At 55.4% G+C, this 13,998-nt stretch carries 14 protein-coding genes and 1 tRNA gene; 7 read left to right on the top strand and 8 right to left on the bottom strand.

Annotated elements, in window-relative coordinates; translation table 11 throughout:
- The 4 genes from NZ705_07155 to NZ705_07140 form a co-directional block, all read left to right on the top strand.
- On the top strand, positions 1-859 hold an 859-nt coding region (locus NZ705_07155; GenBank protein ID MCS7292733.1), incomplete at its 5' end, for a ribonuclease J.
- The gene (locus NZ705_07150) at positions 856-1,674 is read left to right on the top strand and encodes a hypothetical protein (GenBank protein ID MCS7292732.1); all 819 of its coding nucleotides are present in this window, start codon (positions 856-858) and stop codon (positions 1,672-1,674) included. The genes NZ705_07155 and NZ705_07150, both read left to right, overlap by 4 nt.
- Positions 1,640-2,056 carry a hypothetical protein gene (locus NZ705_07145; GenBank protein ID MCS7292731.1) on the top strand — a complete coding sequence of 139 codons (417 nt, stop codon included), beginning with the start codon at positions 1,640-1,642 and terminating at the stop codon, positions 2,054-2,056. The genes NZ705_07150 and NZ705_07145 overlap by 35 nt, the downstream gene beginning before the upstream one ends.
- A 189-nt stretch (positions 2,057-2,245) precedes the next feature.
- The gene (locus tag NZ705_07140) at positions 2,246-2,554 is read left to right on the top strand and encodes a hypothetical protein (GenBank protein MCS7292730.1); all 309 of its coding nucleotides are present in this window, start codon (positions 2,246-2,248) and stop codon (positions 2,552-2,554) included.
- A 799-nt stretch (positions 2,555-3,353) separates the two neighbouring features.
- Here NZ705_07140 and NZ705_07135 read toward each other — a convergent pair.
- From NZ705_07135 to NZ705_07115, 5 genes are all read right to left on the bottom strand, one after another.
- A complete protein-coding gene (locus NZ705_07135; GenBank protein MCS7292729.1) occupies positions 3,354-4,175 on the bottom strand; it encodes a Dam family site-specific DNA-(adenine-N6)-methyltransferase in 822 nt (273 codons plus the stop codon).
- 45 nt (positions 4,176-4,220) lie between these two features.
- A complete protein-coding gene (locus NZ705_07130; GenBank protein MCS7292728.1) occupies positions 4,221-5,405 on the bottom strand; it encodes a substrate-binding domain-containing protein in 1,185 nt (394 codons plus the stop codon).
- A 58-nt stretch (positions 5,406-5,463) separates the two neighbouring features.
- Positions 5,464-6,489: a PstS family phosphate ABC transporter substrate-binding protein gene (locus NZ705_07125; GenBank protein ID MCS7292727.1), complete on the bottom strand. Its 1,026-nt coding sequence runs from the start codon at positions 6,487-6,489 to the stop codon at positions 5,464-5,466.
- Between the two features lie 199 nt (positions 6,490-6,688).
- Positions 6,689-6,760: transfer RNA gene (locus tag NZ705_07120), tRNA-Lys, on the bottom strand.
- 105 nt (positions 6,761-6,865) lie between these two features.
- A complete protein-coding gene (locus NZ705_07115; GenBank protein ID MCS7292726.1) occupies positions 6,866-7,063 on the bottom strand; it encodes a hypothetical protein in 198 nt (65 codons plus the stop codon).
- 216 nt (positions 7,064-7,279) lie between these two features.
- On the opposite strand from NZ705_07115, the gene NZ705_07110 reads away from it, so the two are divergent.
- Both NZ705_07110 and NZ705_07105 read left to right on the top strand, forming a co-directional pair.
- A complete protein-coding gene (locus NZ705_07110) occupies positions 7,280-7,597 on the top strand; it encodes a DUF1825 family protein (protein ID MCS7292725.1) in 318 nt (105 codons plus the stop codon).
- Positions 7,587-8,093, top strand: a complete 507-nt coding sequence (locus tag NZ705_07105) for a hypothetical protein (protein MCS7292724.1) — start codon at positions 7,587-7,589, stop codon at positions 8,091-8,093. Before NZ705_07110 ends, NZ705_07105 begins: the two co-directional genes overlap by 11 nt.
- Here NZ705_07105 and NZ705_07100 read toward each other — a convergent pair.
- On the bottom strand, positions 8,068-11,763 hold the full coding sequence (locus NZ705_07100) for a CHAT domain-containing protein (protein MCS7292723.1): 3,696 nt from the start codon (positions 11,761-11,763) through the stop codon (positions 8,068-8,070). The genes NZ705_07105 and NZ705_07100 overlap by 26 nt on opposite strands.
- A 59-nt stretch (positions 11,764-11,822) precedes the next feature.
- A complete protein-coding gene (locus tag NZ705_07095) occupies positions 11,823-12,680 on the bottom strand; it encodes an N-acetylmuramoyl-L-alanine amidase (protein ID MCS7292722.1) in 858 nt (285 codons plus the stop codon).
- Between the two features lie 110 nt (positions 12,681-12,790).
- Between NZ705_07095 and NZ705_07090 the strand changes: the two genes are divergently transcribed.
- A complete protein-coding gene (locus tag NZ705_07090) occupies positions 12,791-12,907 on the top strand; it encodes a photosystem II reaction center protein Ycf12 (GenBank protein MCS7292721.1) in 117 nt (38 codons plus the stop codon).
- Here the strand turns inward: NZ705_07090 and NZ705_07085 are convergent.
- Positions 12,878-13,552 carry an SDR family oxidoreductase gene (locus tag NZ705_07085; GenBank protein ID MCS7292720.1) on the bottom strand — a complete coding sequence of 225 codons (675 nt, stop codon included), beginning with the start codon at positions 13,550-13,552 and terminating at the stop codon, positions 12,878-12,880. The genes NZ705_07090 and NZ705_07085 overlap by 30 nt on opposite strands.
- Positions 13,553-13,998 lie beyond the last annotated feature (446 nt).

Below are 13,998 nucleotides of genomic sequence, written 5' to 3'. Positions count from 1 at the left end.
GTCGCAAGGGGAGCCGTTGTCAGCCCTAACGCGCATCGCCAACCGCGAGCACAAGGACATCCAGATTCGCCCAACGGATACGGTGGTGTTTTCGGCCAACCCCATCCCGGGCAACACGATTGCGGTGGTCAATACAATTGACAAGCTCATGGCCCAGGGGGCCAAGGTGATTTACGGCAAGGAGCGGGGGATTCACGTGTCGGGCCACGGATGCCAGGAGGACCAAAAACTTATGCTGGCCCTGACCAAGCCCAAGTTCTTTATCCCGATTCACGGCGAGCACCGGATGCTGGTCAAACACAGCGAGACGGCCCAGGCGCTGGGCATCCCCAAGGAAAATATCGTGATTGTGGACAACGGGGATGTCATTGAACTGACGCCGGACCGGATACAGGTGGTGGACCGGGTGAAGGCGGGCATTGAACTGGTGGATGCGTCAGGCGATGGGATTGTCAGCGGTCAGGTGCTCCAGGACCGGCAACAGTTGGCGGGTGAAGGCGTGGTTACAGTGGCGGCGGCGATTGACGGCCAGGGACAACTCTGGGCTATGCCGGAAGTCCATATCCGGGGTGTAGTGACGACCCTATCCACGAACGCGCTGCGGCAACTGGTTCACGACACGCTCACCCAAACGGTACAAGAGCGCTGGTCGGAATTCGCCGTCAATGGCACCGAAATTGACTGGACAGGACTGCGGGATGCCCTGGAGTCGGCTCTGCAGCGGCTCATCCGGCGGGAGTTCAAAAGTCAACCCCTGCTTATCTTCCTGCTGCAAACGCCCACGCCTACGACTGCGCCAGCAACTGAGGACACCCAACGCCGGAGCCGCAAGCGCCGGAGTGAAGTGGCGACCCTATGACCACCCTGCGCCGGGACTTTGCCACGCGGGAAGCGTTAGTGGCTTACATCGCCCAGGAATTTCCTGAAGCCACAGGGCCAGTGAGTCCGATACGCGGCGGGCGGCAGGCTGCGTTGGCCCAACTGGCGACCATCCAACCAGAGACCTACGGGGATACCCGCAATTATCTGGATGGAACCGTCACCCGCCTGTCGCCCTATCTCCGGCACGGCGTGTTGACTCTGGTGGAAGTGCGGGACTGGTTGCAGCAACAAGGGTACTCTTGGAAGGTGGCGGAACCATTGGTGCGGCAATTGGCCTGGCGTGCGTACTGGCAAACGCTGTACGACCAATGGGGCGACGGCATCTGGGAGGACCGGGAACCCTACAAAACCGGGTGGCAGCCGGAGGACTACGCCGATGACTTGCCTGGAGATATTCCTGACGCCAGCACGGGGTTGCTGTGTATTGACAGCTTCAGCCGCGAACTCCAGGACACGGGTTACCTACACAATCATGTGCGCCTGTGGCTAGCGGCTTACGTGGTGCATTGGCGGCGAGTGAAGTGGCAAGCGGGGGCGCGCTGGTTTCTAGAGCATCTGCTCGACGGGGACCCAGCTAGCAATAACTTGTCGTGGCAGTGGGTGGCCAGCACGTTTAGCCACAAACCCTACTATTTCAATCAGGAGAATTTGGCCCGCTACAGCCGCCGTCGCTGGTGTGAGGCCTGTCCCCACGATGGTCGCACTACTTGTCCCTTTCGGGGGAGCTATGAACAACTCGCCCAGCGCCTGTTTCCCCATGCCGACCCCCATCGTCTGGGTACACGGCGATAGCTTGAGTCCTACCAATCCCGCTCTGGCGGCTTACCCCAATGCGCCAGCAGTGTGGGTTTGGGATGACGAATTGCTGCGAGAGTGGCGGATTAGCCGCAAGCGCATCGTTTTTATTTACGAATGCCTGCTGGAGTTGCCGGTGGAAATTCGCCGGGGTCATGTCGTCGCCGAAATTTGTGCCTTTGCCCAGGAAAAAGGAGCGCAAAAAGTAGTGACGACGAGCAGCCCTAGTCCCCGTTTCAAACAGTGCTGCCGAGAATTGGCGCAAATGTTAGAAGTAGAAGTTTTATCGGCGCCGGTGTTGGTACCATGCACGCCCGACATGGATTTGCAACGATTTTCCCGTTATTGGAAGGTAGCAGAAAAGGTCATTTATCGCTAAGTTGTTCATGCTCATGGTCCTTTGGAACGCAAGCCCGTTCTTGATTTTCCAATGATCTCTTCGACAAACTGAGGTAGCTTAGCTATCGGCGCAGGTTGAATCTTGCAGCTTCGGTTACCCTAAGGGATTCCCGACGCTTGAGATAGTGTGGTTTGATAAATCTTGGGAGTGGGCTATGTCGAATTTTTTATGAAGTTGTTGCGGCTGTACCTGATTCTGATGACGGTGGTCTGGGCAAGTATGTTGATAGCGGTTGTGTTGCCAGCCTTTGCAAGGGGGATGCTAGGATGGACCGAGGCGCGCACAGCAGCCCAACGGTTACTAGTAGGGGCCGTGTGGACCTTACCAGGGACGTTAGGGTCGGCTGTCATCGTAAGCTGGCTATGTTTTTGGCGGCGCTGGCAACGGTGGGCGTTTTACTCTTCGCTCCTACCGGTTGTGAACGTGCTGGTAGCAGGTGTGGCCTGGTGGTGGGAAGCTGGAGTCCAAAGCCGCTGAAGGATATAGCGAGTTGCAGGGCGAAGCTCCAACCCTGGTTTTCACTCTGACAAACTAAAGTCGCTTGGCTATATGGGCGGCGTGGCAGAGTCAAAAATTTCCCAAATGAGAACGTTACTGGCGCGTAAATTTACAGTTTCCGACTGTTAGCTAAGGCAATAAAATTTCCTATATCCATTAGTCGAACGCGGTGAGCCTGAGGAATGTAAGTACTGAGGTTTCCCCCCAGGTAGAAAGATTGAATATTGCTGTTCCAACCTGGGCCACCCAGAATGAGATAGGCGTAGGGAAACCCGAAATTTTGAATGGCATGAATAAGCTTTATAGCAGGAAACATTTAGGTTGTTGCGCCTGGGAAGCAACCAACAGCGAAACATGTAGGGTTCCGGTTGCCGCCTATGTCAAGCATTGTGTGCTTAGCTATATAACTTCAAATGGTGCCTTTTCTTGGGCTGTTCCAGACATCTGCTGCTATAGCTGGGCCATCTATGGTTGTCAGCTCTTGGGTCGCAGGGCGCAGCTCCACCTTGGGGTTTCCTGCCATCGCCCTGACAAACCGAAGCTGCTCAGCTATATTTTAGTGAAACAGGTATATAGCAGACAACATTTAAGTTGGCGTACTTGAGCAGCAGGCAAGGCAAAAGCGTCAAGGTTTCCAGTTGCTGCTCATGCCGAACATTGTGTGCTTAGCTATACCAGCAAGGCCAGGACTGAGAGCATATTGAGGCGTGAATGAATAACCATTCTGTTGCAGGACAGGGATAATCAGGGATTGAAACACTTGACCGCTTCTCATCCTCTATTCACGAGCCAACTTCATTGCCAGTATCTCTCTTGCCGGCGACCGGTCGCCATTGCAGGCAATCATGCGTGGAGCTTCCACCACCTGCACGTAAAACCCCAAATCACGGTACAGGCGGATTATTCTATCGGTCGCTTGATTCGAGGCTACAACTGGACCCGGATGCTGAGCTAACCAGTGGGCCAGGCGCACCTGGTCCTTCCAACCAAAGTCCTCCTGGCTATAACTGGTGAACTCCACATCGTAGGGAGGGTCAGCGTAGATAAAATCGGTAGGTTCCAACTCCAAATCACCAAAATCACCACAACGGAATTCCCAGCGCTGGAGCAAGGGCTGGTATTCCAGAAAATTGCTGCGGTAATGGATCACGCGATAACGACCAAACGGCACATTAAACTGACCCTGGCGGTTGAAGCGACAAAGGCCATTGTATCCGGTCCGGTTGAGATAGTAAAAAAGGGCGGCTGCCAGGGGAGTATTAGCCTGGTGGTTCGCAATCAACTCGTTAAATTTTTGCCGGTGTCTGTAGTAACAGGCAGCGTTATTTTCCATCGGCAAATCAATCACTAAACCGTTTTGCAGTTGGCGATAGAAGTTGATGAGATGGGGATTGATGTCATTTAGTAGCGCCCGCTGGGGACGCAACCCCAAAGCAATCGCCAAGCCGCCCACAAAGGGTTCCACTAGCCGGAAGGACGAGTAGGGTTGCCACAGGGATTTCAGCGTGGGGACTAACCAGCGCTTACCACCAGCCCATTTCAACGGTGGGGGTAGTTCAACAACTTCGGGGAGTAAAGCTGATAGAAAAGAAATTTGCACCAGAATCCAAGGGGAAAACCCGTCCTAGCTTATTTAACATTAACATCACCGCAACGGCGCAAAACCCGCTTCTTTAATCAGGCGTTGGCCCTCATCGCTGAGAAAGAAATTGGCGTAGGCGACGCTGGCTTTTTCATCAATCGTTCCATCGCGCTTGATGATGAGAAAAAGACGACGGGTAATGGGATAGGTGCCGTTGGTGAGTACTTCCAAATTGACCTCCCGACCGTTGATGTCAGGTGCAACGTAGGGAGCGCCCGCCTCCTTGGCAATCGGCACAATGCGCACCATCTCCTGGCGCACCACCTCGGAAACCGTCGCGTAACCAACTCCTCCCGGCGTTGCCCCAACCTTGCGTAGGGAATCTGTTGTATCACGGGGTTCGCGGACGTTCGGCCCTAGGGGGTTATTAAGCAGCACCGCTTCTTTGAAAAAGTCCACCGTTCCCCCGGCTTGCAGATTGCGGCTAAAGGGCACCACCGGCAAATCGGGGCCGCCCACCTGCCGCCAATTCGTTACTCGGCCTGTGAAAATCTCCCGCACCTGCGCCACGGTTAAGCCAGGGATTTTGACCTGGGGATTCACGTAGATGGCAATCGCGTCGTTCGCGATGGGGACTTGCTCGAGGCGGAACCCCCGTGTCTGGGCGCGTTGAAATTCCTCATCCTTCAGGGGTCGCGACGACTGGGCAATTGCTAGTTGACCATTAATGAGCATTTCAATCCCGGCACCGGAACCGGGTTTCCCCCCTGGCGGTTCCACATAGCGCAACCGGAACTGAGGATGGGCCTGATAGATTGCCTGGTTGATCCGCTCCGACCGCAAGGGCGCAAACGTGGTGGAACCCCCGTAATTGAACGTCCCTGCTGGCACATCCGGTACATCCGCCAAGCGGGAGACGATGGTGATGCCAGGCGACTGACCCGCCGGCGCAACAGGGGTTACAGCCACCGGTGCTGGGGGATTTCCGCTCGGGTCAGGACGCGCGGGCGCAACCGTCGCATTGGGGTTCGGCGACGAGGTGACCACTGGTGCTGGCCGCATCAACTGAGTCACGAGCCAGTACCCTCCACCCCCTAACACGGCAACTCCCGCCAATGTCATCAGAACCGGCACCACTGGCAACCCTTTCTTCAGGGAATAGCCACAAATCTCACACTTGCGGGCGCCAAGGGGATTCCGGTCGTAGCCGCACTGGGGGCACTTGTCGTAACTGTAGTCCTGGGTCATCTCCAGCACCCGAACAGTTCCACTCGTATCTTAGCCGCATCCTGCTAAAGTTTGCTACCTAACGTAGAGGCGCAAAACCCGCTTCCTTCACCAACTGTTGTCCCTCATCACTGAGAAACAAATTGGCATAGGCCACACTGGCTTTTTCGTCTAACGTCCCATCCCGCTTGATGATGATAAATAACCGCCGGGTGATCGGGTAAGCGCCGTTGGTAATGACATCCAAATTCACCTGCTGACCGTTGAGGTCTGGCGCTACGTAAGGCGCTCCTGGCCCTTTGGCAATCGGCACAATGCGCACCATTTCCTGACGCACCACCTCCGAAACCGTGGCGTACCCGACCCCGCCCGGCGTCTTACCCACCTGACGCAACGAATGGGTGGTATCGCGGATTTCTCGCACATTTGGCCCCAGCGAATCCCCCAGCAGCACCGTCTCTTTGAAAAAGTCCACCGTTCCCCCTGCTTGCAGATTGCGGCTAAAGGGCACCACCGGCAAATTTGGGCCGCCTACCTGTCGCCAATTCGTTACTCGGCCTGTGAAAATCTCCCGCACCTGGGCGACCGTCAGCCCTGGCAAGGCTGCTCTCACCTGGGGATGCACATAAATCGCCAGCGCGTCAAAAGCGATGGCCACCTGCTCGAGCCGAAACCCCCGGAGCTGCGCCCGGCGAAATTCTTCATCCTTGAGGGGTCGCGACGACTGGGCGATGGAGAGCTGACCCTCGAGCAACATCTGAATCCCAGCACCGGAGCCGGGTTTCCCCCCCGGCGGTTCTACGTAGCGCAGCCGGAACTGGGGATGGGCCTGGTAAATGCGCTGGTTAATCCAGTCGGCCCGCAGGGGCGCAAACGTGGTGGAACCCCCGTAATTGAACGTCCCCGCCGGCACATCCGGTACATCCGCCAAGCGGGAGACGATGGTGATGCCAGACGACTGACCCGCCGGCGCAACAGGGGTTACAGCCACCGGTGTTGGTGTGACGCTTGGACCCGCTGCGGGCGTGGCAGCCGTCCCTGACGTTTGCCGGGCCACCTGGGTCAAGACCCAAAATCCCCCTGCGCCTAGGACGACAGCACCCACTATCGTCGCTATGACAGGAACAATCGGAAAACGCTTTTTCAGCCGATAACCACAAATTTCACACCTGGACGCACCGATAGGATTCCGGTCATAACTACATTGCGGGCACTTGATATAGTTTCCGTCCCAAGCCATACGCTGTGCCCAAATGGTTTCACCCGTATCTTAGCGCTACCCAAAACGGCTGTAGCTTTCTCCATGGGTCGGCTGGGGATCGAACCCAGGGCCAATCGGTTAAAAGCCGAGTGCTCTACCGCTGAGCTACCGACCCGCGTCCAGTGCTCCAGTTTAACATAATTTCAATTTTTCCTTAGGAAACCAACAAAAATAGGGGGTAGTCAGACTACCCCTCGCTGCCCTAATCTGAAGACTCGACCTAGCTCAGAGCGCTCGGCCCGTGGTCGTAGTCAATGCGAAACGTCGGTTGCACCTTTCCTTGGATATGGCCAAAGTAACCCGGCAGTTGGTGAACTCCCGCTTCCGCCGCCGTCCGGCCTAACAGACTTTGCTGCCGATTCCGGATCTGGGCCGTCCGTTGCACCATCAGTAGCCGTGCCCGTTGTTGCATGTCCATCGTTCCTGTCCCTCCGCCTGACGTGATGTGGTCGTTGCTCTCTGCAGGAAATTATCTTACCTTTCTGTATCCAATGATACAGAATTTTTAGGGGATTTGTCCACAGGGGTCGTAAAAAACTGTCACAAACGGCGGGGATGGCGGATTTCCCCACTCCAGGGGGCGCTGGCTAGGCGTTAAGGTGAAAGAAAGCGGAGTTAGAGCAGGTTGGCGCCTATGAGTTTTTTTGACTCGGAGATTGTGCAGTCGGAGGCTCGCCAGATTTTCCAGGACTATCAAAACCTGTTGCAGTTGGGCAGTCAGTATGGCAAGTTTGACCGGGAGGGCAAGCGGCTGTACATCGAGCAGATGGAAAACCTGCTGGAGCGGTACCGGATTTTTATGAAGCGAGTGGAGCTGTCGGACGACTTCATGGCCAAGCTGACCTATAAGCAGTTGGAGACCTTTCTGGAGCGGTTTGGCCTGACGCCCCAGCAGATGTTTGACCAGATGAAGCAAGCGCTGGAACGGATGAAGCGGGAAATTGAGCCGTAGGGTCATTGTGGGCGTCATGGGGCCAGGAGAAGGAGCCAGCCCCGACATTTGCCGCGTTGCCAGAGTATTAGGGGAAAAAATTGCCCGCGCTGGTTGGGTGTTGTTGACTGGCGGTCGCAACGTCGGTGTCATGCGGGCAGCAACGGTGGGCGCACACCAAGCGGGCGGACTTACCATCGGTATCCTGCCGGAAGCGACGCCTGCAGCAGCCGTTCCCGAGTTGGACATTGTGATCCCGACGGGATTGGGGCAGGCCCGCAACGTGATTAACGTGCTAGCAAGCCAAGTGGTGGTGGGTTGTGGATGGGGAGCCGGTACGACCTCCGAGCTGGCTTTGGCCATCAAGTTCGGCAAACCGGTGATTCTGCTGGAGATGCCCCTAGTGGCGCAAACCTTTTTCCAGCACCTTTCACCGCAGGTTCACCTAGCGCAAACCCCCGACGAAGTCATCAGTTACATCAGCACACGACTCACCACGGACTCCCAATCAGGGTAAATCCGGCCCAGTAGTAGGGATGGTTCAGGGGCTGGTCACCTCGCTGGGCAATTGCAGGGGGCACCGGTACATTCCCACGCACACTGCGCAACTCCCCACCCTTGAACACTACTTGCCCCCGTAACAGCGCTATCTGGGCCTGGCGTAGCGCCTCCGCCTTGATGGGCGCCTGCTGCAAGTTCCGGTAAAACTCGTTCATCAGCGCCAGCGTCCCTTCGTCCGACACATACCACAGCGACGCCAGGGCACTTTTGGCCCCCGTCTGCACCGCCAAACCCGCAAAACCCAATTCAGCGGTGGCATCCCCCACCGCCGTGCGACAGGCACTCAAGGTCAGTAACTCCACTGGATTGGGTTCCCGTAACGGCAACCGGCGCAGTTGGGGAAACAACAACCGCTGGTTATTCCCAAACTCAATGTAGGAATTCTCCAACCGTCCAGGTGCAAAATCTGCGTGAGTAGCCAGATGCACAATCGGATACCCCGTTTGCCGGCGTTCTTGCGTCAGCCGTTCCACCGTGAATTCCTGATTCAAGAACCGGCGCCCTGGCCAGATGTCAGTAATCAGTTGCAGCTCCACCGGCACCGCCGGCAAGGGAGCCTGGTCGGCAAAGGTATCGGCGCCCATTGCCAGTACCGGCACATTGCGGAGTGGGCGATAGCGGGTATCAATCAAGTTGACGCTGGGAATCAGGGACAGGCTGTATTTTTCCACCAGGAATTGTCGGCCATCGTGCAGCGCCGCCAGGGGCAACAGGCGCAAACCGCTATCCAGGGAAAACATCAACGTTTCAATCCCGCGCGCCCGCAGTTCCGGTTCAATCGGCGCAATCAACCAGCGGTACAACTGTTGGGCATCTTTGAGATAGGCGTCACTAGTGCGCAGGCGGGGGTCGCGCAGGGTGTTCAAGAAGCGTTCAACAACGGGTATCACCTGGGAGCGTCTTGCTTCGGGAAGGCCCCGGACAATTGGTTGCGTTTGGTCGTTACTTTGTGCCACCCCCAGGGTTGTGGAAGCTACAAGACTTGACGCCTTTGCAGCCCGGCTCCCTGGCGTCAACGCAGCAATGGTCAACTGCTGTTCATCGACCATCAGGTACACAATCGCCGGTTTCTTCCCCGTCTCCTGCGCCAACCGGCTGAGCATTTCACCGACTTCATCAACCGTATTGAGATTATTGATGGCCTTGCTTCCCAGTGCCCGATTAAACTCACTCCCAAACAAATTGTCCAAGTTGATAATTGCGCCGTAGTCGCCAGCCGCCAACGCTTGGGCAATGACAAAAGGACTTGCGAGCACGAAGTCACCGAAGTCCTCCAGGCTGAAATCCAGAATTTCAAACAGCAAGGCAAACAAGTCTTTTAGCAGCAGAGACTCATCAGGGTCCCCAATCTGAATCGTTCCAGGTCGTTGAGTGCCGAGCTGTAGGCCGACGAATTGCTGGGGTGGTGTAACCAAAAATTCACCGGTAGTGATGCCCCCTGCAGTGCCATTGATTGCGGCATTCCCAACCGTAAATTGATTGCCCGGCCCGTATCGAATCAAAATATCGCCACCGCGCACGCTGCCACGGGTATCAATGCTAAAACCATCGGAATTGGTGCGGGTAACACGGACATCTCCTCGGCTCAGTAACCAGACATCACCACCGACTCCATTCGGTGTTCGGGTATCAATGAACCCTGTTTCTACCAAGTCTGGTGCATAGACATCAATATATTTTAAGAAAGGACCATCATAAGTGTTTATCAGATTACCTGTCCGCACACTACCTCTGCCGGTAGCAATCCAAAGCTCATCACCACTTGTGGTCACGTTACCAACTTGAATGTCTCCTCCCCGTCCTGAAAAGTTCACCGACTCATAGATTTGAATCGGCCTGTCACCAATACCTGGAGCAAGCCTAAAGCTGAGATCCCTATTCCTGAAACCACTAAACACAATAACATCCGCACCCGCACTAATATCCCCGATAGTAATACTCCCTTCAGTACGGATGTCCACCCTACCTTGCGATGCAATGTTGCCAATTGTCGTTGACCCTTGTGTCCGTAAGAAAACACTCTCAGCCCTTAAGTTTCTGAGTGAAATGCTATTCCTTGCATCAAAATTTATGCCAATATTGCTGAACAAAATATCTCCCCTTGCATCAATATTATTGCCGGCTTCGGCAAACAAGGTAGTAGGGAACTCTGAAGAACCACTGAGTTCAGTATTAAATTCGATATTGTTAGTGGCTTGTAAGAAAACGCTGTTTGAGCGCAGTTGTTCTAGCAGTCTAGACGCCCCAATTGTGAAGGTGGCTCCTGGCGCATCACTAAAGAGAATTTGATTATCCAATAACTCGGAGTCATTTGCACCTGTCCCCGCTACCACAAGGATATTTTCTGGGTCTAGCAACAGGGTACCTGGCCGACCCTTCGGTGCCGATGTATCCACCCGCCCAGTAAAGCGTAAATTTTCCTTACCTGAGACTTCAACAAAACCCCCATCACCTGCTGTTTGACCACCTCTAGCCGTGATTGTTCCTCGAAAATCCGTCGTTTTATCAGCCCAGACAATCACCCGGCCCCCATGGCCAGCGTTGATTGCATCCGCGCGAAGGATGACATCCCAGTCCACAAACGTGTATTCCGCGTTGGGAACTGGCCCGCGTCCCTGAAACTCACCTCCGATGAGAACATGTCCTCCGCCGGTTTCGCCAGAAGCATTTGCTTCACCCCTAACAAGAGCCACCCGTTGGCTAAAGATGCCCACCTGACCTCCCGGACGGTCTGGCGCAGAAACGTCCACTCGCCCTGAAACCACGGCTGTTCCTGGCTGCATCGGGATTCTGACGTTGGAACCAGCTACACTAATCGTCCCATCAGCGTGGGGAGTAAGGGTTTGGGTCCCCGTGAGCAACTCTGGCAAGCGCGTTACGGGAAGCTGGCCTTGGTCGTCCACTGCTTGGGCCAGTTGCTGGGGATGAAATTCCAAACTGAGCACCTGTCCCGGCACTGACAGGCGCACCAGATTTTCTCCCGGCACGGCGGCGATGGTGATAGTTCCCCCCGGCGCTTGAATGGTTCCTGTGTTGATGACTTGTCCACCCACTAGCCCCACACCCTGACCAGGGTTCACCGTCAGTTTCCCCTCGTTGATAATCGCCGCCGGATTCTTGCGGTCAAACCCAAAACCAACGGGGTCGCCCGTGAGTTGGCTGTAGTCGTTGGGGCCGTAGGCCGAAAAACTTCCCCCTGGAAACACAATCCGGTTGGCCGTTGTAGCCACAAACGCCGCCGGTACATGCAACGTCGCCTGGGAACCAAACAAAATCCCCGCCGGATTCATCAAGTACAGGTTGGGGGTGCCGCCGGTGACTTGAATCAAACCATTGATGAAGGACGCTGACCCCCCTGTAACCCGCGCCAGGATGTTGCGCAGGCTCGGGTTGGCTAGAAAGTTGGCGATGTGGCCTGGGTCAAGGTTAAACAGGCCAAAACTGTGGAAGAGATTGCGTCCGGCTTGGCGTCCGCCGCTGATGTCGTAGCGGTTGTCAAAGCGCTGGACCTGGGTGCCGGTGCCGTCGTTAGCTGGTGTGATGGACTGCGCCCATGAAACTCCGCCTGGTAGTGCTAAAAAGCCAGCAAGTATCGCTCCCCAGAATCGTAGACGCACCGAACCCACCCCTTAACGCACCGTTTTGAGTCTTACTTTACCCAGGATGTTCCCGTTCCAGCAAGGGGCTATTCATTATGAAAGCCGAAGAAAATTTCCCGGCGGCGGGGGTATTGGTTTAGGTAGCGGCGGAATTTGCGCCAGTCGAAACTGCGGGGGTCTACGCGCGTGCCAGACGTATCCACCGCTTTGTGGGTGGTGATGCGTTCCCAAGGCACACAGGTTTTGGCAATCAACCACGCCAGCGATTGGTACTGGGCGTCGGTGTAACCGCTATGAACCAGGGGATTAGCCGGCGGTGTTGGACTCGGCTCAGGTTTCGTGGTTCTTACTCCATTCGGCTGGGGAGTCAGTGACGGTTGGGGTGGGCGGTAGTAGCCATCCACTGGTGACTCCAACGAGATGTGATAGGCAAAGTTATTGACAGAAAACACGCCGTTGGGGTTGGTTTTTACCGCTTCTCCGCGAAAGGAGGACGGCGCTGCTCCGTAGGCGCGAAACTCCGGCGGCACCAGGTACACCACCGTCCCATCGCGGCGGATGAGCACGTGGTAACTCACCTGCAAATCGTCCCGACCCGTGTGGTCTGTCTGGAACAGGCTAATGGCGGCATCAGCGGGGCCAGCCGTCTCGTGAAGCACAATCAGCGGCGCGTAGTCAATCGGTTGCCCTTCTGCATCTAGCCGGTGCCGCAAGCCGTAGTTACTGGGATGCACAAAGGCTGTTTCTTCACGGGGCTGGTACTTGGGCCACGATTTCGCTGGTGACAATCCTGGTGGGCACAGCCCTGGCCCTGCCGGTAGGGGCGAAAGTTGGCTAATCAAAGGCGTCTCAGCCGGTTTTCGCCACCATCCCCACGCCTGAGTCGCTGCCAGCCAAAACAGAGCGAGAATGGTCCAAGCCAGCCAACGCCACCACCGTCGCATCGGCGCTCCTCACACCTCTCTCTTTTTATAAAACATCTTGTAGCGATTGAGCTGGCTGTAACCCGCTTCCCCTACAATGACTGGCTGGGTGTTCGTCTGGGAGGGAGTCTATGGCCGCACTGCTGGAGAACTGGGAAACGCTGGTGCAATTGATTATCATTGCCCTAATTATTCTAGCGGGACCGGCGGTGATTTTCCTACTGGCGGCTCGCAACGGCAACCTGTGAAAACCAGCACTCCGGCGGCGATTCAGGCTGCTCAGGGCGGGTAATGATTTCAAAAATGCCGTTCCGGGCTGCCGGTTGATGCAGCGCTTCGACACACACCTGTGCTACTTTTTGCCGGGGAATCCGCCCCTCAAACAGCGTATCCGGTCCTTGAATCACTAATCCTCCGGGGATGTCCTCATTCAATAAGCCCCCCGGTCGCACAATCGTATAAGTCAACCCGCTGTTTTGCAAATACAGTTCCGCCTGCTTTTTCCAATACAAAATAAACCAAAACAAGTTCAGGGGATGGAAGAACTGAGAGACGCACAATGAAGACACCAGCACAAAATGCTGCACCTTGTGAAACTTGGCCACATCCACCAGATTTTGGGTGCCGCAGCAATCCACCGCCCAGGGTTCTGTGACGTTGAACGAGGGCCGCGCTCCCGTCGCACACAACACTACATCACAGCCGGCAACTGCTTTGGGGAGTGTTTCGGGCTTGGTGACATCCATCAGCACCAGTTCTACATCTGCCGGAAGAATTTGGTTGGCCCGGTCCATATCCCGCACGCCTGCGCGCACAGCAACCCCCCGCTTGCGGAGTTCCTGGACAATCCTGCGCCCTGTCTGTCCCGTTGCGCCAGCTACAAATGCTCGCATCGTTTACCTTCTGAAGTTCCTCCTTTTGTCATTTTAGACTGCTAAAGCTAAATAGTCGTCAATATTCATCGAAACCGACCCAGCTCTTGCCTGGAAATTTGCCTTGCTCACCGACTATACATCTAGCCACCTTTTTCACAACAGCACTCGATTCTTTCCCATCAGCTAGTAACACAACTTCGGCATTATCGTACTCCCAAATATGGGCCGGCGTTTCTAACTTTGGATTTGTTTTGAAACCTTTAGATCCCATCTCAAGATGGACGGAGATGACTTCTGTAGCAGTGGGTTTAGCCTCAAGCAAATTATTGTACCGTAAAATGGCCGCTTTTTACCCGCCTATTTAGCTGGTTGAAAGTCTCCATAGAAAAAAACCTCAAATTTTCCTATCAGTTCTAGGATTTCTTGCCACTCTAAAAGGTGAATGGGGTCAAGCAAGTAGCTTC

The sequence above is a fragment of the Gloeomargarita sp. SKYB120 genome (assembly GCA_025062155.1).
In the GTDB taxonomy this organism is placed as follows: Bacteria; Cyanobacteriota; Cyanobacteriia; order Gloeomargaritales; family Gloeomargaritaceae; genus Gloeomargarita.
The sequence above is the reverse complement of the archived record's forward strand: the minus strand, read 5'-3'. Positions and strand labels throughout refer to the sequence as shown.